We start from the raw sequence: 26,341 nt of genomic DNA on the forward strand, positions 1-26,341 counted from the left end.
ATGACAAATTATAACCCTAACAATGCTTCTCACGGCTTAACACGTCGTCAGTCGTTAAAACTGTTTGGCATGATGCTGGCCAGTGCTGCTGTGCCGGCCCTTAGCGGATGTGCCACCAGCGAAAGCAAAGTCAATGCGGTTGCCGCAGACTGGCCAACGCTAACCATAGAACCCATCAGCGTGGCCGGTTACGGGCAGGATCCCAATTTGATTATGCCTCCGCCCTCGCCGTGGCCAAAAACGCTGACTCAGGAACAAATTGCCCTGGTCTCCCGGTTAACGGATATTCTGGTGCCAGCGAGTAACGGTCAGCCAGGCGCGCTACAAATAGGTGCTGTGGATGTGATTGATGAGTGGGTCAGTGCGCCCTACGCTCAGCAACAAAGGGATCGGGATAGTATTCTGCGTTTGCTGATCTGGCTTGATGAAGAATCGGTACGCCGGTTTGGCCAGCCGTTTCTGACGCTTAACGAAAGCGAACAATTTGCCCAGCTCGATGACATTGCCTACAACAGAGACAATATCGAACAGCGTCTGCAACAACCGGCGGCGGTATTTAACCGCTTACGTTCACTGGTGCTGGCGGCCTATTTCTGCTCTGAACCAGGCAGCCACGAGATTGGGTATCAGGGGAATATCGCTATAAGTGGAGACTACCCGGGCCCAACCGAGGAAGCCAAAGCCCATCTTGATGGCATTCTGGATGAACTTGGTTTAAGCGAGTACGCCTACCAGCCGTAATTCGACTCAGGCTAAACACTCTCTGGCTGAACCGGCTCAGGGAGTGTTTGCCGCTTCGCCAGGCGCTCCAGCAACATGGCGGTAATAAACAGCGCTAACATCGTCACAAAACCCGCCAGCGCCAGCATTAATGCGCCCTTTTCGTCACTGCTATCCACCACTAAACCAGACACCACTGGTGCTAATGTACTCCCTATACTGCCACTGAATAACATCAGCGTAACCAGCATTGGGGGCGAATCTGCTATCTGCTGGGTGCCAACTGAAATCGCAATTTTATAGATACAGGTGGTCAGTAACCCAAAGGCCAGGCCCAGCGTCAGAAACGTTTCCACCGACTCAATAAGCAAAAATGCTGTTGTGCTGGCAATAGCAATGGCCGAGACCACCAGCAGCATGATTCGGGTGGGGATAAAGTTCACCAGTACCACCGAGGTGAGCAAGCCAACAATAGAAAAGCCCCAGTAATTGCCTACCACCTGCCCGGCCACTTCCGGCTGGGCATCAAAATAGGCCATCAGGTAATTCGGCGCCCAGGTTAAAAACGTGGTTTGGGCAATAAGATAAAGGCAAACGCCGATAGCAAAACACACCACCCGCGGTGTAAGGATACGCTTAAACTGCATCAGCGCCGTCTCGCGCTCAGGGGCAGGCTCATCGCACCTTGCGGTTGATGCAGCATGCTGCGCGTCGGGGAAGGCGGAGGTCGCGGCCAGGAGTAAAATAAAAATCGCAAGAGAGGCTACCGCCAGATAGCTCAGCGTCCAGCCCAGTTCTTTGACCAACAGCCAGCCTGCCAGGGTAGGAAAAATAAAACCGGCGGCACTAAACGCACAGTCTGTGGCGATAAAGGCCGAGGCCCTGCGCTGTGCCCGATAGATACGGGAGATAATAACGGCTCCGCCGGATAGTCCGCAGCCACAGCACACGCCTAAGCCAAGAAATACGGCCGCCAGTGTGGAATAACCCGCCCCGGTTAATAACGGTAACACCACACCCAGCAGCAACAGTACGGAATAAGTGGTTATCAGCAAGCGGCGCACACTAAAGCGGGTATATAAATACATCGACAAAAGCGTGCCGATGAGCGCGCCGCCGGTTAGCCAGGAGAAAATACTCACCGTCCTGGCTGCGCTCATATCCAGCTGGGCTGCGATAGCATTAAGGATCACGCCGGCCTGAGTTAACAAACCAGACATGATCATATAGCTTAAAAACGCTATCAGGGTTAACCGAATCTGGCTGCTCAACGATTTGTAATCCTATTATTGGAAGGGGAAGCTAATCGGCATAGCCCGCGCCAATGGCGTTAAAGGGCATATCCAGCTCCAACTCAGGCACTTGTAACCCAACCCAGGCCGGAAAGGTATTACTGTTCGGCCCCGGGAAAACCGTGTATTCGTTAGCCCAGGGATATCTGTCGATAGCCGCCACTATATCCGGGATCAGGCGACGCGCTTTATCGCCCTGAATCGACAGTACCTTTTCTGGTCTGGCCCCATACCAGTAGCGGTCCGGACTGGCAGTTTTAAAGTTGCGCAGCGCTGGCAGGCCACTCCTGACACGCCAGCCAACCACTTCATACACCTGGTACTCTTTTGCGCCCTGCTCTTTAAAGGCCAGCCAGGTATGCACGGCAAACCAGCCACGCCAGCTAAAAGCATCGGCAGCATAAACCTCAATCACTGCATCCTGAACCAGTTCAGGCGAAGGCGCGATACCCGCGGGCTCCCGACTGGCAGTACGCCAGTCACTGTTGCTACAGGACGTAGTGGCAAACAAAATCAATAAAACAGCGGCCAGTTGCCTGCCCATCCTTAAAACCTTTTTCCAGAAATGAATTCGCTACTTATCTAATCAGCAGCCATGGGGTTATGCAAGCCAGTGCCGACCAAACTACCACTGGTCAGGATAAACTTTAATCAGCACAACTGGAATTTGTACTGGTAAATCAGCATACTGGTTTAACAAACAGCAAATCAGGGAGCGTGTTTTGGGCTGGATTGACTATACAATCATCGCGATTTACCTTGTTGGCTTACTCGCCATGGGACTGGCTTTTCGTCATCAGCATAACAGCCGGGAGTATTTTCTTGGCGGCCGGACAATTCCATGGCCAGCATTATCGCTGTCGGTTATGGCCACCCAGCTCTCTGCTATCAGCTTTATCTCTGCGCCGGCATTTGTGGGGTTACGGGAAGGCGGCGGCCTTATCTGGTTGTCTTATGAACTGGCGTTACCCATTGCCGTGCTGCTAATGCTATGGCGTTTATTGCCCACACTACACCAAAGCGGTGTGGTGAGTGTGTACGATTTCCTGGAACGCCGCTTTGAACGCTCCACCCGCCTGCTAATTAGTTTTGTCTTCCAACTCAGCCGCTCCTTTGCCACCGCCATAATGATTTACGCCATCTCACTCATTTTGCAGGGCACGATGGGCCTGGAGCAATGGCACAGTATTGTGGTGATTGGCGTGATTACACTGGTTTACTCCGCCATGGGCGGCATGAAAGCCGTTGTTTTTGGCGACGCGGTACAGATGATTATTATCCTGGCCGGTGCGCTCACCTGCCTGTTTGTGGCACTGGATGTAATTGGTGGTGTAGATGCTGCCCTGGCGCTTGTCGACAGTGATCGTATGGATGCGGTTAACGTAGGCTCACTGGGCCTGAGCGGCAACGATTTCGGACTCCTGCCCATGCTGTTTGGCGGTATCGTGCTTTACGCTTCTTATTATGGCTGTGACCAGTCAGAAGCCCAGCGTTCGCTGTCTGCGCATAGCGTAAAGGACTTGCGCAAGGTGATGTATACTGTCGCTCTTAGCCGCTTTCCCATCACGGTGATTTATTGCACCACGGGTTTGGTGATAGGCGCACTGGTACTGAATACACCATCACTGGCAGCGCAGATCCCGGCAGAACAACCCGACTGGATGATGCCGGTTTTCATTATTAACTATCTGCCTGAAGGCGTTATTGGTTTACTGGTAGTGGCTATTATGGCGGCTGCCATGTCGTCGTTAAGCTCCGCCATTAATAGTCTGGCAGCGGTTACCACCGAAGATTTCTGTCGCTACAAAGGGCATGAACCCAGTGATGATGAATACATGCGTTTCGCCCGCGCCGCTGGCATCGGCTGGGGGCTGGTAACACTGGTATTAAGTTTATTCGCCGGTGACATTGCGCCCACCATCATTGAAGCCATTAATAAAATCGGCTCCGTATTTTACGGCCCGGTACTGGCGACCTTTTTACTCGGCATTCATAGTAAAACCATTACCGCAAAGGCCGCTAATATTGGCTTATTACTGGGCGTATTCAGCAATACCTTCTTATGGCTCAGCGACAATCCGATTTTCTGGTTCTGGTGGAATGCTATTGGTTTTGCGGTCACAGTTGTCAGTGGTCACCTGGCGAACCGTTTAATCCCAACCAGCAATAAGGCCACACCGCAAACCAGTTACGCAGGTTTAAATGCCAGGATGATTGTAGTGCTGTCAGCCTGGAGCGCTTTACTGCTTTTCATCTGCTTCAATTTATCCGCCTGGCTGGCTTGATATCGTGGGTTTAATGCATTCAAGGGCGTTGCCCTACGGTTGAAGCACCCATTGTGCAGGAGCCAATACATCTTACACGTCATCCCCGAATTTGTTCAGCAAATATCGGGGCCCCCCTACCTTGATATCGTAGAGCTTAAATGACCTTTGTGAAAAGGCCGTATCAGATGATCCAGCCTGACTGGGAGATCCCCGCTCAAAAGCATGCGGGGATGACGGTTTTTTTTTGGCGGGGATGACAGATATTTTTTGGCGGGGATGACGGGTCTGTTTTGGGCGGGAATGAAAGGATAATTAATGCCCTAAAATGTACTCGTAATACCGGCTCAAAGCCCACTTTATCCGTCTTCCCTGAAGTTTCGCAGAAACTATCCGGGATCTCCCTGCGCAGTTACTGTTTATCATTGCTGCCAATACAACGGCTTTTTACCCGTTCGGTTATTGCGAACTATTGGGAAACAAAAAGTTTCCGGTAATCCGTAGGCTCGTCACGGACGACGAGCCAGGGCAGAGCGGGCAGGACGCCCGCTCTGCCTCGTTAGGGTTGCCCTTTTTGTTTATCAATAGGCTTCTTCGCAATGTAGAACTGAGTGAATCTGTTATAGAGAGCTAAAGGGGTGGCCTCACTGCCACCCCTGGGTGCTGTCGGCACCCCGACAAAATGCGGATACTTCATCAGTAGCCCAACTGAACTTGTTGATACCACGACACCATGCGAGGTGGTCCCCGCTCAAAAGCATGCGGGGATGACAGGTATTTTTTTGGCGGGGATGACGGGTATTTTTTGGCGGGGATGACTGGATAATTAATGCCCTAAAATGTACTCGTAATACCGGCCCGTCGACCGGCATAGAGCATCACTCACCTTTCACATAGGGAATGTCTTCATCCAGCTCTTCCAGCTTATGGGTACGTTTAAGCGGTGAGCCGGTGTGTCGTGCCATCCAGTAGTAAGCAGTGGGCACGATGTACAGGGTTAAAAAGGCTGAGACCAAAACCCCGGCAAAGATCACCATACCAATGGCCATGCGGCTTTCCGCCCCGGCACCGCTGGCCATGACCAGCGGAATACTACTGAAAACGGTGGTAAAACCGGTCATCACTATGGGCCGTAAGCGCATTGCTGAGGCTTTACGCAAAGCCTGTTCAAACTCCTCACCGGCATCACGCAACTGGTTAGCGAACTCCACAATGAGAATACCGTTTTTGGCCGCCAAGCCAATAAGCATTACCAGGCCTATCTGACTGTAGATATTGAGCGTCATACCGGCAAAATACAGGCCGATAAATGCACCGAGCAGCGCCAGTGGTACCGTCATCATGATCACCAGTGGATGCACCCAACTTTCGAACTGAGCCGCCAGGATAAGATAGGTAATCGATAACGCCAGTAAGAAAACAAACACGAAGGAGTTACCAGACTCCTGATACAACTGCGATTCGCCTTTATAATCAATCGACACCGAATCAGGTAATTCGGTTTCTACAATATTTTCCAGATACGCCAGCGCTTCACCCAGCGAATAGTCGCCTGCCAGGTTAGCCGAGATAGTAACCGAGCGCATACGGTTATAACGGTTAAGCTGCGCCGAGGTCGCCTGTTCTTTGAAAGTAAGCAGATTATCCAGCGGGATCAGCTTGCCGGTGTAACCTGAGCGAACATAGAGGTTTTCAATACTGTTGGGGCTCCTGAATTCAGACTCCACCCCTTCCATGATCACATCGTATTCTTCGCCACGATCGAGGAAGGTGGAGACCCGGCGCTGGCCCAGCATGGTTTCCAGAGTGCGGCCCACATCACTTATTGATACGCCCAGGTCAGCGGCGCGGTCGCGGTCGATTTCGATAAGTAATTGCGGCGAGGTCGACTTATAATCGGAGTCAATTCGAACCAGCTTAGGGTTCTCTGAAGCTTTCTCTATAAGGATATCCCGCCACTCTGCGAGATTTTCGTAGGTATCGCCCTGCAACACAAACTGTACCGGCCGGTTAAAGCCGCCACCGCCGATACCTGACCGCATAATCGCAAAAGCACGCACATCCGGAATAACATTCAGTCGCTCGCTGATTTCATCCATGATTTCAAAGGAACTGCGATCCCGCTGTTCCCAGGGCACAACGCCCACCACCACAATACCAGCCCGGCCACCCCAGCCTGGGGCACGCACCAGAACGCGGTCGAGTTCACCCGCTTCACGGTATTCCATCACAATGTCTTCGACTTGTTTAAGGTTACGGGAGTTGCTCTCGAAGCTCGCACCTTCCTGTGATTGCATGATAATAAAGAAATTACTGCGGTCTTCTTTTGGCGTGAATTCAGCCGGAATACGTTGCTGTAACTGATAAATTAAGCCAACCGCCACAGCCAGTAACAGCATCATCATGATGGGCTGATGAATGGTTTTCCCCAGACTGTTAAAGTAACCGCCTTCCAGTTTTTTAAAGCTGTTATCCAGCCAGTTACCAAATCCGGAGCGTTCGCTTTTCTTCAGCAGGATAGAGCCCAGCATGGGTGAAAGGGTAAGGGCTGTTACGCTTGAGAAAGCCACTGCTGCGGCGATGGCCAGGGCAAACTCGGTAAACAGGCGGCCCACGTTTCCTTCCAGGAATACCAGTGGCACAAACACCGATATCAGTACCAGCGTAGTAGCAATAACCGCAAAGCCCACTTCCCGGGTACCGCGATAAGCCGCCAGTATGGCGGGCTCACCCATTTCAATGCGGCGGTGAATGTTTTCCAGCACGACGATGGCGTCATCCACCACCAAACCAATCGCCAGTACCATGGCCAGCAGGGTGAGCAGGTTAATCGAGAAACCCAGCGCCAGCATAACGATAAATGCCGCAATCAGGGAAACCGGTACGGTTACTGCCGGGATTAGCGTGGCACTCACGTTACCCAGGAATAAATAAATCACTACGACCACCAGCAACATGGCAATGCCCAGCGTGTTGTATACCTCTGAGATCGACTGTTCGATAAATACCGAGGAATCATAGCTTGGCACAATAAAAATATTGTCCGGCAGGCTTTGTTCGATACGGGCAATTTGTTCCCGGGCCGCACGCGCCACTTCCAGCGTATTGGCCTTCGACTGCTTGATTATGCCAAGGCCAATCATATTTACACCGTCACCGCGGAACTCGGTTTCATCTTCCACTGCGGTAAGCTCGACTTTGGCGATATCACCTAAACGCACCAGGTAGCCGTCGGCACCTATGGCTACGGTAAGCGCCGCAAAATCTTCCGGGGTCAGGAAGCTACGCGCCACCCGAACCTCAAAATCGCGGTTTAACGACTCAACCTGCCCAGCCGGTAACTCTACGTTTTCTGAGCGGATCACCGACTCAACATCGGCCACGGTAACATCTCTGGCGGCCATGGCGGTTCTGTCGAGCCACACTTTCATAGCATAGGTTCTGCCGCCACCAATGCGCACCCGGGCCACACCGTTAACAATCGACAAGCGATCGACCAGATACCGTTCGGCGTAATCGGTTAGCTCCATGGTGTTGAGGTTGGTGCTTCGCAGGTTAAACCACATTACCGGCTGTTCATCGGAGTTGGACTTCGACACCTCCGGCGGATCGGCCTGATCCGGCAGGTTATTCAAAGCCCGGCTAACTCTTTCCCGCACATCATTAGACGCCGCATCAATGTCCCGCGACAGTTCAAACTCAATGGTAATATCGGAGCGCCCGTTACGGCTGGTAGAGGTGATATTTTTAATTCCCTCAATGCCGCTGATTCGGTCTTCGAGTAACTGGGTAATGCGGGTTTCAACAATGTTGGCCGATGCGCCAGGATAGTTGGTATTAATGCTGACGATAGGCGGATCGATGTCCGGATATTCGCGCAGCGACAACATAGAAAAAGACACGATGCCAAAAATAATCAGCAGCAGATTCACTACCGAGGCAAAAACCGGTCGCTTTACCGATACGTCTGATAACCACATGATTTAGCTCTCCAGCGTATCGCGATTAAGTACTCTTACTTCAGAACCGTCGCGTACCCGCAGCGTGCCTTCAACGATAATGTGTTCGCCCGCATTCAGGCCACTAACGATTTGCACCCAGCCCGGGCGACGCTCACCAACCATTACTTCGCGCTCGGAGACCAGGTTATTCTCGGCCACCACGTATACAAACTGCTTATCGGCATTAGGCACCAGGGCTTCTTCGGGGATCACCAACGTATCGAGAACCTGCTTTTCGATGGTGACCTGCATCAGCATGCCCGGGCGCAACTCCGCCTCGGGATTATTGATCACAGCGCGGGATAAAATAGAGCGGGTAACCGGGTCGATACGCGAGTCCATGGCGACAATTTCGCCACTGAATTCACGGCCCGGATAGGCTACCGACGTAGCCGTTACTTTCTGGCCGATAGCCATACTGGCAAGATGGTTTTCAGCCACGTTGAAATCCACCTTGATAACACTGATATCATCCAGCGTGGTAATTTCATCGGCGGGACGAACCAGCGAGCCGACGCTGACCCGACGGATCCCAAGGCGGCCATTGAATGGCGCTTTGATTTGCAAGTCATCCAATTGCGCATTGGCAACCGCTATTTGCGCTTCAAGGGATTTTACCAGGGCCTGCTGCTCATCCAGTAATTGCTCCGAAGCGGCGCTGGTGCGGGCCAGGTTTTTGATCCGGCTTAGCTGGCGTTTTGACTCTTCAAGGCTTACCTGTAACTGCGCTACCCGGGCGACTTCTTCTTTATTGTTCAGTTGTACCAGCAGTTGACCGGCTTCGACTTTATCACCGTCGTCAAATAACACACGGTTACCGTGTCGGCTACCTGAGCCGTAAGGGTCACGGATTCATTCGCAGTGGCGGTGCCCAGTGCATCGATGGTAACCGGAAACAATTTATTGCTGACTTCGTAAACCTTAACCGGCGTTAGTTTTTTTGCCATCGTCTGACCGGCTTGCTCCTGAGGCCAGTTTAAAAAAGCCAGCAACCCAACCAGTAACACCAAACCCAACAACAGCGGCGACAGCTTTTTACCCAATGCCATAATCAATCCTGCTATACTGGTACCCAGATTAACGTCATCAGCGGGCACCGGAACTTAATAATAAATGTTAACCAACGGCTTAATTTTACCCGATAACCTCAGCAAGGGAGCGCGTTTAACAGCAATAATCAGTGTTTTAACGTTTTTCGGTTGCCAACCCCTGCCCCCGTCTGCACCGAGCTGCAGAATTTCTGAAAATGCCAGTCCATTATCTCCCTCACCAGAAGTCACTGCTGCAGCATGTCTTATTCGCATAGACAATAGCGTGTTGATGGTCAGGCACCGATTGTCCGGCAAACTGGATTTCCCGGCTGGCGGTACTCAGGGCGACGAGAGTCTGCGCTGTGCTGCACATCGGGAAACCTGGGAAGAAACCGGGTTTAACCTCGAGGTGGGCAAGCTGCTTACCTATTCCTCCTCAGGAATGCCAGTGTTCCATTGCACAGGCGAGGCCTCCATGGCGGCACTGGCCGAGCAGGTGCCAGCTCCAGGCTGGGCTAAAATAGAAGTAATCGAGCTGATTCGGGTAAACCCATTTGAAATAACCAACGAAGCATTGAGATTTAATGATGATCTGATCCCACTCCGTGATGCGTTTGTACAGGCAGGAGGGGCAGATTAGCCAGCCGGTTGTTGCTTTATTGCGCTGGCTCAAGTTAATGACACACTGTGATTTTGCATTTCATACAGGCGTTGTATGGTAACACCACCAAACAATCAGACCTGATTGAACAAAGGAGAATGTTATGCCGGCATACACCCCGCCACTCGCTGATTTTACTTTTCTGGTGAAAGACTGGCTGAAAATTGATGCACTATATCAGTCGTTGGGACTGGAAGAATTCGATGCGGAACTGGCACTGGAGGTTATCGAGCAAGGCGGCAAATTTGCCACTGACGTGGTCGCGCCGCTCAACCGTGAGGGCGACGAACAAGGTTGTAAGCTAAACAACGGCCAGGTAGTCACCCCCGATGGCTTTGCTGCAGCCTATCAAAGTTATGTGGATAACGGCTGGAATGCCATGCTCGGCGATATTGAGTATGGCGGACAAGGTCTTCCCTATTCCATGGCCGTGCCCGTGCATGAAATGCTGAATTCGGCCAATCTAAGCTGGCGGCTAACCACCATGCTTACCGAAAGTGCCGTGCTTGCAGTTACCAAGCATGCCTCTGATGAACTGAAAGCACAGTTTTTGGAAAAGCTGGTCAGCGGCCAGTGGACCGGTACCATGAACCTTACCGAACCGCAGGCAGGCAGTGACTTGAGTCTGCTATCGACCAAGGCAGAGCCAAATGGTGATGGCAGTTACAAGATAACCGGTAGTAAAATTTTCATCACCGCTGGCGATCATGACTGGACTGAAAATATCGTGCACATGGTGCTGGCACGCTTACCGGATGCACCAGCTGGTGTGAAAGGCATTAGCCTGTTTCTGGTGCCTAAATTCCTGCTCGACGCCAACGGCAATCCGGGCGAGCGGAACGCCCTGGCGCCCAGTGCGCTGGAAAAGAAAATGGGAATAAAAGCCAGTCCCACCTGCGTAATGAATTTCGACGGCGCTAAAGGCTGGCTGGTTGGCGAGCCACACTGTGGTCTGGCCTGCATGTTTACCATGATGAATGATGCCCGTTTTCAGGTGGGTCTTGAGGGACTGGGCGCTTCAGAGGCCTCTTTTCAGGGCGCATTGACTTATGCACGAGAACGTCTTCAATCCCGCGCACCACAAGGCGTACAACAACCGGATGACAAAGCAGATGCAATCGTTTACCAACCCGACATTGCGCGGATGCTGCTCACCCAAAAAGCATTGACAGAAGGTAACCGGGCACTGGCTATGTTGTATGCCAAATATATGGACATAGCGCATAATTCAGGCGGCGAAACGCATGACAATGCCGAGGCTATCCTGCAATTTTTAACGCCTATCTGCAAAGCGTTTATGACCGATACCGGTTTAGAGTCCGCCAGCCTGGGAATTCAGGTTTTTGGCGGTCATGGTTATATTCGTGAATGGGGCATGGAACAACTTATGCGCGATGTACGCATCGCCATGCTCTACGAGGGCACCAACGGTATTCAGTCACTCGATTTGATTGGCCGCAAACTGACCCGCGACCGCGGCGACATGCTGGGGGCTACGCGTAACGCTTTTGCAGAGTTAGTCGCCGGCATGGCCAACGGCGAAGCCCGGCAGCACGCATCGGCCTTACTGGACGAATGGTATCAGACCTCGTTACAGGTAAAAGCCTTTTCGGTGGTGGATGCTGCGGGTAGCGCCTGTGATTACCTGGCCTACAGCGGTTACTGCCTGCTTGGCGTATTATGGTATTCCATGGCAGATTGTGCAGCACAGGGCGATAATCCGGTGCTGGCCGCAGGTAAACAAAAAACCTGTGACTTTTATATGCAGCGGCTGCTGCCTCGTACCGCCGCCCATAAAGCTGCGCTGTTGGAGTCTGCAGACACCCTACTGGCCGTTGAGGGCAGTGAGTTCGATTATCTGTAAGCCTGTTAAGACCAATAAAAAGGCCGCTTAAGCGGCCTTTCTAACAATCAGTTTTTCGCGATGGTGTCTTCAAATTCATCATCAAACCACCGTTTGATCATGTCTTTTTCGTAGCGGAACGGATCGTTGCTGTGGGCGCGACTTATTCGATTCATAAAAGCCATCTCCTTAATCTTTACGTCGGCAGACTTCACCACTTTGTCGCCTTCTTTAAGTTGATAACTAAACTCCATGCGTGGAATATACACCGTATCGATGATACGGATGTCGAAAGCGCCTGCGCGCATGGTGGGCCAGACTTGCCCGGCCAAATCCAGATCCGTCACAGTTACTTCAAGTGTCTGCTCCTCCGGCAAGGCTTCTGCCAGTTTATTGAAGTATTTATCCAGCGACTTAAATACGCGGTTACGAAAACTTTTACGCGACTCGTTACTTGGTCTGACATCGGTGTACGACTTGGGGTCTTGCCAGGTAATTTCGACCTTCGTCTCTGCCGGCTCAGCAGTGCTTTTTTGGGCCAGACTGGCGCCTGAAAATACCATGAGTGCAGGTACCAGTAACCACGACGCTGTTACATTTCGCATTGTAGGATCCCCCAAAGGTTTGGTTCGAAATCAGAGTATATACGTACTCATCTAACCATTAGAACAATAAACCGGCAAAAAGTTTAACGGTTTATCGTAGCTTTGAGTCTATCAGTCTTCATCTGAACCGAGGATGAACAGGAGGAATCAACTATTTTACGTGTCGGTATTCAACACCGGTGAACGGCGAATCTCAGAGCAAAACGTGTGGAGTGTCACGCCATGGATGTACGGATTTCTATCTGTATTTTCACAATAAGCATCGTAGAATTGCAGCGTTCTGACCCGTGAGGACAGCACCGTATCGAGATAATCTTTCTGGTAAGGACGCATGGCCGAGTACTGCACTGCCAGGCTGTCTTTAATTTCAGCCAGCTGCTGGCGCTCTTCACGCGTAGCGATCTCTTCCATCCAGTCACTCAGCGTAGCCTGAACGTCAGAAAATAAATACTGAACAAACGGTAGCTGTAATACCACTACCAAAATAGCGATTTCAATGATGACAGCGATTGAACGAAACATGCTTTATACTTCTCCCAAACTAATGAGCCAAGTTTATCCCACGTCTAACCATTTAATAAGGTACGTGATTTATACGTAGTTATTAAGAGTTATAGCTGATCAGGATAGTTCATTTTTTCGCCAAACCTTTTTGTCGCAGGACTGGCACCAAGTGTGTACACCTAAAAAATGCGTTACACTGTCGCCGCGGCGAATCAGACTGCGATTGATCTATATTAAGTAAAATTAATATATGACAGGTATACTGCTGCCGTAATCATGTTTAGCTTCAATGAAGGTAGTCCCATGAACGATCAGATCCCGGTGAAAAATGTTACTCCGGTAAAAGTTCACAAACCCAAAAAACTCGACGAGTCGAAACGCTATACAGCGCGCGACCGAATCTACGTACGGTCGGTTAAAGGTCCGTTAGAAAACTTTCGTCGATTCTTCGGCTTCTTTTTTATTGCCTTATTCGTCGCCATCCCCTGGATCCAGTATGACGGCCATCAGGCTGTGCTGCTGAATATTATGGATCAGCGCTTTACGATTTTCTCATTGACCCTGTGGCCACAGGATCTGACGCTGTTGGCTTATATCTTTATTGTGTCTGCCTTCGCGCTGTTTTTTATCACTACCTTTGCCGGCCGGGTTTGGTGTGGCTTTATGTGCCCGCAAACCACCTGGACATACATATATGTGTGGTTTGAAGAGTTTTTCGAAGGTAACCGTAATAAGCGCATTAAGCTCGACGAACGTCCAATGGACTTCGATAAGTTCTGGCGCAAAGCGGCTAAGCATACTGCCTGGGTTCTGGTTGCACTGCTCACGGCCATGACCTTTGTTGGCTACTTCACTCCGGTGGCTCAGCTGTACGTTGACTTCTTTACCTTCAACACCAGTTTCTGGGCCGGCTTCTCTATTATATTCTTTACCGTGTGTACTTATGGTAACGCGGGCTGGATGCGTGAAATTATGTGTACCCACATGTGCCCCTATGCCCGCTTCCAGTCAGCGATGTTTGATAAAGATACCTTTACCGTATCTTACGACGCCAGCCGCGGTGAACAGCGTGGCCCACGCTCTCGTAAACTGGCCCATGAAGACTTGGCTGAAAAAGGCCTCGGCGAATGTATCGACTGTAACCTTTGTGTGCAGGTGTGCCCTACCGGCATCGATATTCGTAACGGCTTACAATACGAGTGCGTTAACTGTGGTGCCTGTGTGGATGCCTGTAACGGCGTAATGGAAAAAATGGACTATCCCAAAGGGCTTATCAGCTTTACCTCAGAGCACGAGCTGGCTGGCGGTACCACCCATATCGTTCGTCCTAAACTGGTAGGCTACCTGGTGGTACTGCTGGTAATGTGCGGTCTGCTGGTTGCAGATATCGTGACCCGGGTGCCCCTGGAAGTGGATATTATTCGCGACCGTAACTCCCTGTACCGCGAAAATATGAACGGCGACATCGAGAATGTGTACACCCTGAAGGTCCTTAATAAATCACAAACCGAGCACACTTATACAATTAAGGTAGAAGGTTTGGCGGAATACGAGTACATTGGCGAACAAGTTGTTACCGTGGGTGGCGGCGAGGTATACAGCCTGCCTGTATCTGTCGCAACTGATCCCTACAACCTGTCTGACCGGGTTACCGAAATATACTTTAATGTTTCCACCACCGAAGCAGACGGCACTGTTGTAGAGGTTAGCGAGCCATCGAAATTCCTTTATCGATAAACAGGCCTTAATGTGAGTGACTTTACCTTTGCCGAACTGTCACCCGATATGATCCTTGCCGCACTGGAACAGTGCGGCATTTTTCCTCAATCAGGACTCCTTGCGCTAAACAGTTACGAAAACCGGGTCTACCAGTTTTTAAGCGATGAACAAAAGCGCTATGTAGTGAAGTTTTATCGCCCGCAGCGATGGACTAACGAACAGATTCTTGAAGAACATGCCTTCAGCCAGGCGCTTGCCGATGCTGAAATCCCGGTGGTAGCCCCGCTTGCCCATCAGGGCGAAACACTGCATTTTGCTGAGCAGTATCGCTTTGCCTTATTTAATTCCGTGGGCGGCCGTCAGTTTGAACTGGATAATCTCGATCACCTGGAATGGATGGGCCGGTTTATTGGCCGCATGCATAAGGTCGCCAGCAGTGCGCCTTTTACGCACCGTCCGACCATGGATATTGAAAGCTTCCTGACCAAACCAAGGCAAACCCTTGCCAGCAGTACGCTATTACCGGAGTCACTACATACCGCGTTTTTCACCATACTCGATCAGGTAATTGAACTCACCAAAGCGTTGTATCAGCCAGGTAAACTTATTCGTCTGCACGGCGATTGCCATGCCGGTAATATTCTGTGGCGTGACGGCCCGATGTTTGTCGACCTTGATGACAGCCGCATGGGTCCGGCGGTTCAGGACTTATGGATGATGCTCAACGGCGACCGCACGCAGCAGCAGATGCAGCTTGAAACACTAATAGAATCTTACGAGGAGTTCTGTGAGTTCGACAGTAAGGAACTGGCATTGATGGAGCCATTGCGGGCCATGCGAATGGTGCATTACATGGCGTGGCTGTCTGACCGGTGGGAAGACCCAGCGTTCCCACGAGCCTTTCCCTGGTTTGCCGAACAGCGCTACTGGGAGCAGCAAATCCTGGCACTGAAAGAGCAGTTTGCCACGTTGCAGGAGCCGCCACTCTCTCTTGTGCCGTATTGACTGATTTAAAGCCAACAGCGTATTGTTACGGTAACCTTCATAAAGATCTGCGCGTAACAGCCCTGATGATTGGCCATACCGAGGCGTCTTACTGACTTACCGTTCTGAACAGGTTAGATTGCAACTCACTGCTTTGAATATAAAGTAACTTGTCTTCGCGGATATCGAAATGCCCCACTCTGGCCTCGGCAATGACTTCAAGCTCAGCAGTTTGTTGATTGTAGCGGTAAATCTGGCCTGGCAGATCAGGGTTGTACCAATACCAATGATGTGCCTGCTTGCGAAGATTCCACTGACGTCCGTCGAGTAGTTTCTGCACAGGAATATCCTGATCACTCAGCGCAACCTGCTCGTCAGAGAAATAGAGCTTTTGCTCGTGGGAATACCATAAGGTATCGGCGCCATTCGCTCTGAACTGAATAAAAGACCATTGTGGCGATTCTGCCGACACAGTCTGATTACTCAGATTGTAAGTGTACACGCGCCAGCGCTCGCCTTCTTTGGCACTAAAGCTTAATTCAGACGCCGATTTAAATGACACCCCTCGAATTTCAGTTTGCGGAAAATCCACAATAGTTGCTTCGCCGGTTTTCACATTGATTAGATGCAGCTCGTTGAAAGTAAGGCCAACGATGTAGCGATCATCTAATGACCATTGTAGATCCAGATAATGACGGTTATCGGTAAACGCCGTAACCTGTTGTCGCGCTTTAGAACGAGTATCATAAATCCACACCTGTTCTTTGCCTGAAACCATACTGATATAGGCTACGGCGTGCTGTGCGGTGGAGAACCTGGCCAGTCTTTCATCAACCGTATCATTCGCAACAATACTGATTTGGTGCGTGGTCAGCTCAAGCATTACTATATCGCTGTGCTTGTCGCCGGACGCGAACACATAATCCACACCATTATTAAATCGGTTTGGTTGATTTATCCGGCGGCTGCCAGAATAAACGACCTGCCGATTACCGCCGGACAAGTTGTAACTCAGCAACTGATAAGCCGGGTGTTCGCCCATCAGAATAACGTTCTCTCCGCTGTGATCCCAAATTCCACAGCAGATATAGGCGTCTTGTTTAAACAATAAGTTCAGTTCATTAGTTTGCAAATCAAGCGTATAAAAACCCTCCCACTGCTGCTTATCCGGCGACGAAATAAGCAATTGATTGGCTTCGGGATGCATATCAAACTGACTGTTACCAGAGAGGTAAATGTCCGGCTGGTTGACCCGCCGTTTCGTTTGAGTAGTCAAATCCAGTTCATAAATCGAATAAGGCGTACCTGGCCCGCTATTCTCGCTAAAGACCACTCGCTCGTCGTTATGGGTAAACAGGATTTTGCCGTAGCTGCCAGCCGGGCAACGGTGGATAAGCCGGGCCTCTTTTGGAGTTAAACCGTTAAACTCACGAATGTAATATTCACAGCGTTCATCTGACGCCGCCAGGTAAACCAGGTTATCTGAATACTGACTCCAGTCGCCAGGACCGGTATTCAGCCCATCCGGGGGGGTGACTTCCAGAGCCTGCCCGTTAGTGAGATCTTTAACCACCAGCCGCAAGCGACGTTCTTTCACCGACATAAACGCCATGCGGGTACCATCGGCACTGAAAGAAGGAAAAAATTCATTACCATCACGGGAAGTCAGTGCCCGGGCGAAGCTGGCTGATGGTTGCGGCGTTTGCCAGGCAAGCCAGAATATCAACAACGAGGCTACAACAAGAAAGCCCACTCCCCCCCACAGTTGAAGCCGCGATGTATCGGCCTTCGGGGAAGCTGATCCAGCCTGAGGTAAAGTATCTGTAGCACTGGCAGGCTCTTCTGCGCGTGAAAAAGCACCTTCGTTTATCACCACTACGCGGGCCACAAACTTGTACCCCTTCTTAGGAAATGTCGCAATAAACCGGGGCTGTCTGGCATCGTCAGCAAAGGCGCGGCGCAATTTGGTGATCAGTCGGCTAACCGCATTGTCGGTGACAACCCGGCCCTGCCAGACCTGGTCAATCAGTTGATCAACACTAATGATTTCATTGGGGTGCCGACAAAAATAAGCCAACAACTCGACCATCATGGGCTCCAGCTGCAACGTCTCAGAAGGCGAGGATAACGTCTGCTGTTGTTCACAAAATTGATAATTGGCTATTTGCCAGCGCATGAGAGTGCCCTGCTTCGCTGTTTGGCTAAAAATACCACGTTGGTTTGCGTGGGATCACCATAAATCATCAAAAATCATCGTCCGGTCATTTCTTTTTTCTCTTTTTATTTAGGCTGTTAGTCATTATTTAACGAACCTTACATTCAAGGAGAAAAACGTGTTGACGTTAGCTTGTTGTATCATAAACCACATAAAAACCTGGCTTATTATGGCGCCTTTTTATCTATTGTTGGTTGCCAGTGTCACCCAGGCTAGTTGGGCAGCAGTTGATAAAATACCTACCCCTGCTGCCTTAACAAAGAGTGAACTCTCCAGTCAGGGCGCAGCAGTTAGCCTGTTGAATAACAACACTTTTAACCAACAACTTGTGGCGCTTGCCACGGATTTATCTGCTGACGTCATCAACAGCCAAACATTATTTAACCGGGTCGCGCTACTTTCAGTACGAAACCAGCATCAGGCGTTGCTCACCTTACTGGCGAATGAGAAAAATGGCTTGTCATATAGCCACTATCGTTTATTCCATGAAGTCCTGTTTCAAGCCCCTGAAGTGCCCGGGCCTGTCTTGGCTGACAAGCTCAAAAAGCATATTAAACAAAAGGTCGGTGAACTCAACAACGAGAGCTTATATCAGTTACAGGACGCGCTTGGCTGGTCAGTGCAGAGAGCCCTGGATTATGTCATTAACCTGTTAAAGCAGTATCAGGCTCTGCCTATGCTGGACGAAGAACAGGTAATATCCTTAATTACCAACGTCCATCTGTACCACGTACTAAAATCTGTCATCCCACTAAGCAGTGAGATAATTGCCGCCGAAAACCAGCGTCGATATCATATTGAACCTGCCCGGTTGGTGAAGTTTGCCAACGGAGTGGAATTAACTCTGACCATCGTCAGACCGAAAAAATCAGCCCATCACTTGCCCACCGCAATGCAGTTCACCATTTATGCCGACGAGCGCTCGCATCTCACTACGGCTATTCATGCAGCAGCCCATGGATACATTGGCCTAATCGCGAATTCCAGAGGCAAACGCCTGAGCACCAATACTATTGCGCCCTGGGAGCATGAAGGCGAAGATGCCGCTGCCGTTATTGAATGGATCAGCCAACAACCCTGGAGTAATGGTGAGGTGGTGATGTATGGCGGGAGCTATAATGGCTTCACCCAATGGGCCGCGGCTAAGCACATGCCAAAAGCGCTGAAAGCCATGGCACCCTATACGGCGGCCAGCATGATCACGGGTTTGCCCTACGAAAACAATATTGTGCTCACTGCCAATTATGAGTGGGCATTCCATGTCACTAACAATAACACCATGGATGATACTGTTTACGCAGACTGGGCTAAGCGTACAGAGTTACTTTCCCGCTTTTATAAAAGCGGCCTGCCGATAACCAGATTGCCGGATATTGATGGTACGCCAAACCCTTGGTGGCAACGCTGGATGTCTCACCCTGATTTCGATAGTTATTACCAGTCGATGGTGCCGGTTGGTGAGGAGTATCGCCAGGTCACGATTCCGGTGTTAACCGTAACCGGCTATTTTGACGGTGGCCAGATATCCGCGCTCGATTATATGAAACGCCACGAGCAGTATAATCCTGACGCCAATCACACCTTACTAATTGGTCCGTACTCTCATGGCACCGCGCAGGGTAAAGTGTGGCAAACCTACAGCAATTATAAACTCGATCCGGTAGCGCTCGACAAAGACACCGAAGAGGTTGTGTTTGGCTGGTTTGATCACCTGCTGTTTAATAAGGACATTCCAAAGCTGGTTAGCCACCCGGTCAATTATCAGCTGATGGGCAGCAATCAATGGCGGCATGCCGAGTCGCTGGCAAGCCTTAATGCACAGGGTACAGAGTATTACCTGAGCACAACACCGCAGGCCAATGGCAACTATGCATTGTTAACCGCACAGGAACCCATGGCGTCGAGTATAAAAATGACCGTTGATATGGCCGATCGCACCACTCAGCGCAACGTTAGCCCCTGGCCGATTATCCAGCAGGAGATAATCGACGATGGCGGCCTTATCTATATAACTGACCCTTTTACGTCATCGATGGAACTGGCCGGAGCGATAACCGGCAATATTGTGATAAGCACCAACAAACAGGATGTTGATATTGGCTATAACTTTTATGCCATATCGGCAGAAGGTGAGGTGTTTCACTTAAATACCTATCGCAGCAGGGCCAGCTATGCCCACTCTATGCAACAACGACAATTACTTACACCGGGAAAGAAAACCTCACTGCCTATAGTAAATGCGCGGATGACGGCTAAGCTACTTGAGCCAGGGAGCCGACTGGCAATCGTGCTAAACGTCAACAAAAATCAGGATGCCCAGGTGAATCATGGTTCCGGCAAGCCGGTTAATGCCGAAAGCAGTGCCGATGCAGGTGAGCCGCTAACGATAGAATGGCACAATGACACGCAAATCATGCTGCCTTTAAAGCCCTGGTCCAATCAATGAAGGCACATAAAGTCATAGGTTCACAGCGCGGATCAGCTTGCATTTTTACCCACGGGGGTATTTATCCGTTGGCGCTCCCGTTATAATCCCGCCCGCTCAGGTGCCTGATGTTAACTCATCGGGATAATCGGGAAGTAAGTGAAAAGCTTACGCTGCCCCCGCAACGGTAATCACGTATTGCATGCACATGTTAATACGATTCCCCTACGCCACCGACTATCGGGAAGGCGGGAATTCATGCCACGGCATGACTGAAAGCCCGGAGACCGGCCTGCGCTGCGTCGGCAACTGCTCACAACGGGCCGTTTGCCACTTCTTATCCGTCTTAGCACTCGGCGGGAGTGCTGTTAAAAGAGCCTTTTATGAAAATTCGATCCCTTTCCTGTGCGGTAGCCCTTGCGTGCGCCGCGAATATTGCCAGCGCCCAGCAATCCTCGGTAGAAACCATTACTGTTACCGGTTCTCGTTTACCGGTTAGCCTGGATAAACTGGCGGCCTCCGTCTCAGTCCTTACCGAAGAAGATATTCAGGCTGCAGGTGCTACTCAATTAACTGATTTATTACGCGGTATGCCCGGCGTGAGTCTGAGTCAGTCAGGCAGCCCCGGTTCACTAACCGAACTGCGTTTGCGTGGTAGCGAAACCAATCACCTGTTGGTACTAATCGACGGCGTGATTGTAAACGATCTCAGCCAGGGTGGCCTGGTAGATTTTGCCCATCTCACCGCTGATAATATTGCCAGAGTTGAATTACTGCGTGGTGCGCAAAGTGCACTGTGGGGCAGCGGTGCGGTGTCTGGTGTACTTAGCATCACAACCAAAGCGGGCAGTGAGAGTAATGACAACACGTCACTGAGTGCTGGTATTGGTAACGCCAGCACCTATCGTGCTTCCGTCTCAACTCAGCAGTCGCTGGACAACCTGAATGTGTCTCTGTACGCCAATCACTTTAATACCGATGGCGACAATGTGTCGCGTACCGGCGGCGAAGACGACGGTTACCGCAATACCACCGCCGGCTTTGGACTGAACTGGCAGGCAACCGCCAGTAACACCTTTATGGCCGGTACACGTATGGTTGATTATCGCAACGACTATGATGCAAGCGACTTCACCACCGGCCTGCCAGCGGATGCCGACAACGTTACCGATGGCGACCAGTTAACCTCCTACTTACAGTGGAACCTGGCTATCGCTGAGTTAGGCTATACCAGCGAACTTAAAGCCCAGTACCACAAGGATGATAACGACAACCTGACCAGCGGTTTCGACGCTGGTGGTACTACCGGAGAGCGTAAGCAGCTCAACTGGACTCAATTTATCACTACCGACGTGGCCCAGTTTGCTATTGGCACTGAGCTACTCCGTCGCGAGTTCGAACAGCGCGGGCCGGCTGACTGGGGCGATCCGAACTACCGCGGCGATGACAGCACCAGCAGTATTTTTGCGGAGTTAACCGGGCTGGGCACAGACGAGCTGACTACGCAGTTCAGCGTACGCTACGACGATAACGATCGCTTCGAAAAGGCCTGGAGTTATCGCGCCGGTGCACACTATGCCCTGAGCCGTCAGGTTAATGTTTTTGCCAGCATCAGCCAGGCTGTTAAAACCCCTAACTTCACTGAGCTGTTCGGCTATTATCCGGCCCAGTTTATTGGTAACCCTGATCTCAAGCCAGAACAAAGCCGGGAGTTTGAAGTGGGACTGCAAAGCCAGTTCAGCCGTCAGCTTTCAGCCGATTTCAGCGTATTTTCTACGCGCCTGGAAAACGAAATCACCAGTGTATGGGATAGCGCCAGTGGCTTAAGCTCGGTGGCCAATGCCAGTCAGGATTCCCGCCGCGACGGCTTTGAAGCATCGCTGCAATGGGTTGCTGATACCTGGCAGTTCACTGCCCACTACAGCTATCTGGATGCCACCAGCGGTGATGGCGCCGATCAGGCGGTTGAACTGCGTCGCCCTAACCACACCGGCTCGGTAACCTACCGCCATTCATTACCGGTTCAGGGTTTATCTGTTTATATCAAAGCAGATTACACCGGCGTGCGTCAGGATATCTTTTACCCGCCCACGTCATTCAGCGGCGAAGTTCTCAGTCTTGATCCGTACTGGCTAACGAGCATAAACGTGAACTATGACTGGAACCAACAGTGGCAGTTTGGGGTCCGAGTGGATAATGCATTGTCTGAAGACTATGAAGATATCATTGGCTACCGCGGTGCAGAGCGGCGTTTCCTGGTGCATACCAGCTATCGCTTTTAACCGTTAATCGCCGTTTAATTCGCCTGGTCGTCACTGACTAGGCGATTATTTAGCGGTATGATAATCTCAACGTTTATTTGAATTAGAAAGGAAAACACTCGAATGAAGAAGTTTGCTTTGTGGGTTGTACTAGCATTGCTGATTCCATTACAGGCCTCTGCCGCTGTTAAGTGGGAAGAAGGTAAACATTACGAAGAAATCGATAAGCCCTTAAGTGACTCGCCACAAGTCGTCGAGTTTTTCTCCTACTGGTGTCCGCACTGCTACCGCACAGAGCCATTCGTAGCCGAACTTAAAAAGTCGCTGGATGACGGTGTTAAGTTCGAAAAGGTCCACGTTAACTTCATGCCTTACGCCAGTCAGGAAGTGCAGGATGAAGTGACCACAGGTATGTTAATCGCCAAGGCACTGAAGCAGGAAGACAAGCTGAGCGCCGCAATCTTTAACTATATCCATAAACAACGTGCCACCATTACTGGCATGAAAGACATCCGTAACATCTTTATTATCAACGGTGTGGATTCAGCAAAATTCGATAAGCTGGCCAAAAGCTTTGGCGTTAAATCAATGCTGGGCAAAAACAATAAAGTCGTAGAAGACTACCGCCGCGAAGTGCGCTCGGTGCCTACCTTCATTGTTAACGGTAAATATAAAGTACAGATTGGCCGTGACCTGACGCCAACTGAACGCCTGGAACTGTTTAACTACCTGGCAGCAAAACGCGACTAAAAGCACTTTGCTCCTAATCAAGGGGTCTAATCAAGGTAATCAAGGGGTCAGAGTAATAATTTACTCTGACCCCTTGATTTTCTCTGACCCCTTTATTTTGGGCTGGCCGGTTAGGCCAGTTTGTCGGTTGCTATCCGGTAGCGAGGGTCTTCGTTAACGTTTATCTCAACGAATTTACCAGCCTTGTTAAGCAAGCTCTGGCATTCCTGACTCACGTGACGGATATGCAGTTTCTTACCCGCCTGCTCGTATTTATCGGCCAGACCATCCAGCGCATCAATGCCTGATGAATCCCAGATCCGGCTGTTCTTAAAGTCGATAACCACATCTTCCGGGTCATTAGCCACGTCAAACAGCTCTTTAAAGTGACTTACTGAACCAAAGAATACCGGGCCACGCAGCTCGTAGACTTTCCAGCCGTCGTCATCGATGTGTGTTTTCGAATCAACATAGCGAGCCGCTTTCCAGGCAAACACCAGCGCAGAAACTATTACCCCAACCACCACGGCAATCGCCAGGTCGGCAATAACGGTAACGGCGGTTACCAGGAACAAGACAAAAGCATCTTCCTTATTAACGCCACGGATTATGCGGAACGATGCCCACTCGAAGGTGCCTATTACTACCACAAACATTACACCAACCAGTGCTGCCAGCGGGATCATCTCAATCAGCGGTGCAGCGAATAAAATAAAGCCAAGTAATACTACTGCTGCGGTGATACCTGATAAGCGTCCGCGACCACCAGAGTTAATGTTAATCATGCTCTGGCCAATCATGGCACAACCACCCATACCACCAAAGAAACCGTTCACGGTGTTAGCAACACCCTGACCAATACATTCTTTGTTACCGCGGCCACGGGTATCGGTCATTTCGTCAATCAGGGTGAGGGTTAACAGTGACTCAATCAAACCCACCAGACATAAAATGACCGAGGTTGGTAAGATGATCATCAGCGTATCCCAGTTAAATGGCACCATAGGGATAGCAAACGTTGGCAGCTCGCCCGCAAGGGTGGCGCTGTCGCGTTGGTCAACCGGGAGCATGTCGCGCACGAAGTCGATAACCGTGCGAGCTTCCAGATCCAGTCCGTGCACTAGCAATGTAATAGTGATAATCGCCGCCAGCGATGCGGGTACGGCTTTGGTCAGTTTTGGCAATAAGTAGATGATTGCCATGGTTAATGCAACCAGCCCCAGCATAATGTAGAGCATAGTGCCGCTCATCCACTCCTGGGTACCCAGTGCGCCAGTGACTTTAAACTGCCCCAACTGGGCCAGGAAAATTACGATAGCCAGGCCGTTTACAAAGCCCAGCATAACCGGGTAAGGCACCAGGCGAATAAACTTCCCTAAGCGAAATACGCCGCATAATATTTGCAACAAACCGGCCAATAACACTGCGGCAAACAAGTACTGGACACCGTGTTCGGCAACCAGGGCAACCATAACAACTGCCATCGCGCCGGTTGCACCGGAAATCATGCCAGGACGGCCACCAATGGCAGAGGTAATCAGCCCCATCATAAATGCCGCGTACAGGCCTATCATCGGCTCAACGCCGGCAACAAATGCAAAAGCAACGGCTTCGGGCACCAGTGCCAGGGCAACGGTTATTCCTGAGAGCACGTCATTCTTTACGTTACTTTCTTTACTCGTGATGATATCAAACATTACTATCTCAGCACTGAGGTGGTTAAAAATCGGTCGGCGATCCTACCATTACCAGGCTCATTTGTCCTTTAACAGTTTGTAAAAATCTGCCGCCCGATGCGATAAACTCAGTCAAAGCTGCCCCGTAGAGCATTGCCTGAGCCGGGTAAGTCATTACCATAGTCGTTAACACCTCAGATAGTAAAAACTTCATGTCTCTCAATAACAAACAGCAAAAGACTCAGGCCATAATCAAAGCGGCTTGTCATTATTTTCTGCAGTACGGTTACAATGGCGCCACTACCGATCTGATCCAGAAAAAAGCCGGCGTTTCCAAAACCACCTTATATAATCACTTTCCCACCAAAGAGAGTTTATTTGCCTCGGTGGTGAATACCCAGTGCAAACACTTTATTGAACAGGTCAGAGCCATTAGTTTGCCCGATACGCATTTTTCAGAATCGCTGTTTCGTATTGGTGAAGCGTACCTAACCTTATTACTAGCACCAGAGAATCAGGCCTAATTCCGCGCCGTGGTTGCTGAAGCGCCGCGCTTCCCCGGGCTTGCGAAAACCTTTTACGATGCCGGGCCCGCCAGTATCCTGCCGGTGATAGCCGAAGCAGTTAACCGCGCCCTGCAAAAGCATGAGCTGGCTGATAACGGTTGCGAGCCGCTGCGTCTGGCGACCGACTTTATTACTGTTTTGCGGGGTCAATCGCAGATGTATTGTTTGCTGCATCCGGATTTTATCCCCGACCAGAACATTATTGCTGAGTGGGTTTCTGAAGCCGTGGATATCTTACTTAATCAGGTTAGCCTGCCGTAGGATTGCATTGTGAATTCGCTGCGCCTACACTTTGCAGCAAAAATAACGTCGAAACGTCAGTTATGGATATTAAAGAATACATCGACCAATTCTCGGAAATCGCCGATCGCGAACGTCATGAGCAGTTTACCTTGCTGGAAAAAGCCCGCGACACCAGTTTCAATCCCCCGGCAAAACGCCTGTTCCAAATGTATTGCTGGCTACTACCGGTATTTATGATTTTTGGCCTGGGTGGTATTTTGTATTCGTTTTTTGGTTATGGCAGCTGGCTGCCCATAGCTGCCTTATTGCTCGGGCTGATTATCTCGCGGCAAATGATTAATCAGCGCCGCACCGCACTTATGCAGAAAGGATTACAGGAAGTACTCGCAACAGAGTCACCCTCTGCGACATCTGAGTAATTTTGACTGTTACTGCTTCGATACCAGATTCATACATTTGCGTAAAAAGCGTTCAGCTACAAAGCTCAGCTGCGGAGCTGTAGCTCTTTCACTTTTTCACAACCTGATGCAAGGATTAATGCATTAACCTTGCCCAGCGCCCGTAAATTGGTGGTATGCTGTTGTTTCAAAATCGCTTTCACT

At 50.5% G+C, this 26,341-nt stretch carries 19 protein-coding genes, 1 pseudogene and 1 riboswitch; of the genes and pseudogenes, 12 read left to right on the plus strand and 8 right to left on the minus strand.

The window, feature by feature from the left end:
- On the plus strand, window positions 1-741 hold the full coding sequence (locus AC566Q_RS20285) for a gluconate 2-dehydrogenase subunit 3 family protein (RefSeq protein WP_499610059.1): 741 nt from the start codon (window positions 1-3) through the stop codon (window positions 739-741).
- 11 nt (window positions 742-752) lie between these two features.
- Here the strand turns inward: AC566Q_RS20285 and tsgA are convergent, their stop codons facing one another.
- Both tsgA and AC566Q_RS20295 read right to left on the minus strand, forming a co-directional pair.
- A complete protein-coding gene (gene tsgA / locus AC566Q_RS20290) occupies window positions 753-1,991 on the minus strand; it encodes an MFS transporter TsgA (protein ID WP_499610061.1) in 1,239 nt (412 codons plus the stop codon).
- A 31-nt stretch (window positions 1,992-2,022) separates the two neighbouring features.
- Window positions 2,023-2,556, minus strand: coding sequence for a DUF3750 domain-containing protein (locus AC566Q_RS20295; protein ID WP_279320041.1), 534 nt, complete (start codon window positions 2,554-2,556; stop codon window positions 2,023-2,025).
- Window positions 2,557-2,788: 232 nt separating this feature from the next.
- Between AC566Q_RS20295 and AC566Q_RS20300 the strand changes: the two genes are divergently transcribed.
- Window positions 2,789-4,297, plus strand: a complete 1,509-nt coding sequence (locus AC566Q_RS20300; RefSeq protein WP_499617566.1) for a sodium:solute symporter family transporter — start codon at window positions 2,789-2,791, stop codon at window positions 4,295-4,297.
- Window positions 4,298-5,154: 857 nt separating this feature from the next.
- Here AC566Q_RS20300 and AC566Q_RS20305 read toward each other — a convergent pair.
- Together AC566Q_RS20305 and AC566Q_RS20310 are read right to left on the minus strand one after the other, a co-directional pair.
- Window positions 5,155-8,256, minus strand: a complete 3,102-nt coding sequence (locus tag AC566Q_RS20305) for an efflux RND transporter permease subunit (protein WP_499610063.1) — start codon at window positions 8,254-8,256, stop codon at window positions 5,155-5,157.
- A gap of 3 nt (window positions 8,257-8,259) precedes the next feature.
- Window positions 8,260-9,326, minus strand: a pseudogene (locus AC566Q_RS20310) (efflux RND transporter periplasmic adaptor subunit).
- 64 nt (window positions 9,327-9,390) lie between these two features.
- On the opposite strand from AC566Q_RS20310, the gene AC566Q_RS20315 reads away from it, so the two are divergent.
- Together AC566Q_RS20315 and AC566Q_RS20320 are read left to right on the plus strand one after the other, a co-directional pair.
- Window positions 9,391-9,948, plus strand: coding sequence for an NUDIX hydrolase (locus AC566Q_RS20315; protein WP_499610066.1), 558 nt, complete (start codon window positions 9,391-9,393; stop codon window positions 9,946-9,948).
- A 124-nt stretch (window positions 9,949-10,072) separates the two neighbouring features.
- Window positions 10,073-11,833, plus strand: a complete 1,761-nt coding sequence (locus AC566Q_RS20320) for an acyl-CoA dehydrogenase family protein (RefSeq protein ID WP_499610068.1) — start codon at window positions 10,073-10,075, stop codon at window positions 11,831-11,833.
- A gap of 47 nt (window positions 11,834-11,880) precedes the next feature.
- Here the strand turns inward: AC566Q_RS20320 and AC566Q_RS20325 are convergent, their stop codons facing one another.
- Both AC566Q_RS20325 and AC566Q_RS20330 read right to left on the minus strand, forming a co-directional pair.
- Window positions 11,881-12,417 carry a DUF3016 domain-containing protein gene (locus AC566Q_RS20325; protein ID WP_499610071.1) on the minus strand — a complete coding sequence of 179 codons (537 nt, stop codon included), beginning with the start codon at window positions 12,415-12,417 and terminating at the stop codon, window positions 11,881-11,883.
- Between the two features lie 156 nt (window positions 12,418-12,573).
- Complete coding sequence (locus AC566Q_RS20330) at window positions 12,574-12,939, minus strand: hypothetical protein (protein WP_499610073.1); 366 nt, start codon at window positions 12,937-12,939, stop codon at window positions 12,574-12,576.
- A gap of 285 nt (window positions 12,940-13,224) precedes the next feature.
- Between AC566Q_RS20330 and ccoG the strand changes: the two genes are divergently transcribed.
- Window positions 13,225-14,658, plus strand: coding sequence for a cytochrome c oxidase accessory protein CcoG (ccoG, locus tag AC566Q_RS20335; RefSeq protein WP_499610076.1), 1,434 nt, complete (start codon window positions 13,225-13,227; stop codon window positions 14,656-14,658).
- A gap of 12 nt (window positions 14,659-14,670) precedes the next feature.
- Complete coding sequence (locus AC566Q_RS20340; protein ID WP_499610079.1) at window positions 14,671-15,645, plus strand: serine/threonine protein kinase; 975 nt, start codon at window positions 14,671-14,673, stop codon at window positions 15,643-15,645.
- Between the two features lie 88 nt (window positions 15,646-15,733).
- Here the strand turns inward: AC566Q_RS20340 and AC566Q_RS20345 are convergent, their stop codons facing one another.
- Window positions 15,734-17,800 (minus strand): winged helix-turn-helix domain-containing protein, encoded by a 2,067-nt coding sequence (locus tag AC566Q_RS20345; RefSeq protein ID WP_499610086.1) that lies wholly within the window; start codon window positions 17,798-17,800, stop codon window positions 15,734-15,736.
- 157 nt (window positions 17,801-17,957) lie between these two features.
- Between AC566Q_RS20345 and AC566Q_RS20350 the strand changes: the two genes are divergently transcribed.
- The 3 genes from AC566Q_RS20350 (at window position 17,958) to AC566Q_RS20360 (ending at window position 23,275) form a co-directional block, all read left to right on the plus strand.
- Window positions 17,958-20,285: a CocE/NonD family hydrolase gene (locus AC566Q_RS20350; protein ID WP_499610093.1), complete on the plus strand. Its 2,328-nt coding sequence runs from the start codon at window positions 17,958-17,960 to the stop codon at window positions 20,283-20,285.
- Between the two features lie 81 nt (window positions 20,286-20,366).
- A riboswitch (cobalamin riboswitch) is annotated at window positions 20,367-20,574 on the plus strand.
- A gap of 73 nt (window positions 20,575-20,647) precedes the next feature.
- Window positions 20,648-22,546: a TonB-dependent receptor plug domain-containing protein gene (locus AC566Q_RS20355; protein WP_499610097.1), complete on the plus strand. Its 1,899-nt coding sequence runs from the start codon at window positions 20,648-20,650 to the stop codon at window positions 22,544-22,546.
- A gap of 102 nt (window positions 22,547-22,648) precedes the next feature.
- A complete protein-coding gene (locus AC566Q_RS20360; protein ID WP_499610101.1) occupies window positions 22,649-23,275 on the plus strand; it encodes a thiol:disulfide interchange protein DsbA/DsbL in 627 nt (208 codons plus the stop codon).
- A 110-nt stretch (window positions 23,276-23,385) separates the two neighbouring features.
- Here AC566Q_RS20360 and AC566Q_RS20365 read toward each other — a convergent pair whose 3' ends face one another.
- Window positions 23,386-24,951, minus strand: a complete 1,566-nt coding sequence (locus AC566Q_RS20365) for a SulP family inorganic anion transporter (RefSeq protein ID WP_105932777.1) — start codon at window positions 24,949-24,951, stop codon at window positions 23,386-23,388.
- Window positions 24,952-25,142: 191 nt separating this feature from the next.
- On the opposite strand from AC566Q_RS20365, the gene AC566Q_RS20370 reads away from it, so the two are divergent.
- The 3 genes from AC566Q_RS20370 to AC566Q_RS20380 all read left to right on the plus strand — a co-directional run bounded on the left by AC566Q_RS20370 (window position 25,143) and on the right by AC566Q_RS20380 (window position 26,158).
- Entirely contained in the window at window positions 25,143-25,454 is a 312-nt protein-coding gene (locus tag AC566Q_RS20370) for a TetR/AcrR family transcriptional regulator (protein WP_499610108.1), read from the plus strand.
- 9 nt (window positions 25,455-25,463) lie between these two features.
- Window positions 25,464-25,757 carry a TetR/AcrR family transcriptional regulator C-terminal domain-containing protein gene (locus AC566Q_RS20375; RefSeq protein ID WP_499610116.1) on the plus strand — a complete coding sequence of 98 codons (294 nt, stop codon included), beginning with the start codon at window positions 25,464-25,466 and terminating at the stop codon, window positions 25,755-25,757.
- A gap of 62 nt (window positions 25,758-25,819) precedes the next feature.
- Entirely contained in the window at window positions 25,820-26,158 is a 339-nt protein-coding gene (locus AC566Q_RS20380; RefSeq protein ID WP_499610120.1) for a hypothetical protein, read from the plus strand.
- The last annotated feature ends 183 nt before the right edge of the window (window positions 26,159-26,341 follow it).

The organism is Alteromonas sp. H02, assembly GCF_059682525.1.

Bases quoted from the DNA above. Each gene is read 5' to 3' on its own strand.
- AC566Q_RS20285 (WP_499610059.1), top strand. From the start codon at position 1: ATGACAAATTATAACCCTAACAATGCTTCTCACGGCTTAACACGTCGT.
- AC566Q_RS20295 (WP_279320041.1), bottom strand. From the start codon at position 2,556: ATGGGCAGGCAACTGGCCGCTGTTTTATTGATTTTGTTTGCCACTACG.
- AC566Q_RS20300 (WP_499617566.1), top strand. From the start codon at position 2,789: ATGGGACTGGCTTTTCGTCATCAGCATAACAGCCGGGAGTATTTTCTT.
- AC566Q_RS20305 (WP_499610063.1), bottom strand. From the start codon at position 8,256: ATGTGGTTATCAGACGTATCGGTAAAGCGACCGGTTTTTGCCTCGGTA.
- AC566Q_RS20315 (WP_499610066.1), top strand. From the start codon at position 9,391: ATGTTAACCAACGGCTTAATTTTACCCGATAACCTCAGCAAGGGAGCG.
- AC566Q_RS20320 (WP_499610068.1), top strand. From the start codon at position 10,073: ATGCCGGCATACACCCCGCCACTCGCTGATTTTACTTTTCTGGTGAAA.
- AC566Q_RS20325 (WP_499610071.1), bottom strand. From the start codon at position 12,417: ATGCGAAATGTAACAGCGTCGTGGTTACTGGTACCTGCACTCATGGTA.
- AC566Q_RS20330 (WP_499610073.1), bottom strand. From the start codon at position 12,939: ATGTTTCGTTCAATCGCTGTCATCATTGAAATCGCTATTTTGGTAGTG.
- ccoG (WP_499610076.1), top strand. From the start codon at position 13,225: ATGAACGATCAGATCCCGGTGAAAAATGTTACTCCGGTAAAAGTTCAC.
- AC566Q_RS20345 (WP_499610086.1), bottom strand. From the start codon at position 17,800: ATGCGCTGGCAAATAGCCAATTATCAATTTTGTGAACAACAGCAGACG.
- AC566Q_RS20355 (WP_499610097.1), top strand. From the start codon at position 20,648: ATGAAAATTCGATCCCTTTCCTGTGCGGTAGCCCTTGCGTGCGCCGCG.
- AC566Q_RS20360 (WP_499610101.1), top strand. From the start codon at position 22,649: ATGAAGAAGTTTGCTTTGTGGGTTGTACTAGCATTGCTGATTCCATTA.
- AC566Q_RS20365 (WP_105932777.1), bottom strand. From the start codon at position 24,951: ATGTTTGATATCATCACGAGTAAAGAAAGTAACGTAAAGAATGACGTG.
- AC566Q_RS20370 (WP_499610108.1), top strand. From the start codon at position 25,143: ATGTCTCTCAATAACAAACAGCAAAAGACTCAGGCCATAATCAAAGCG.
- AC566Q_RS20380 (WP_499610120.1), top strand. From the start codon at position 25,820: ATGGATATTAAAGAATACATCGACCAATTCTCGGAAATCGCCGATCGC.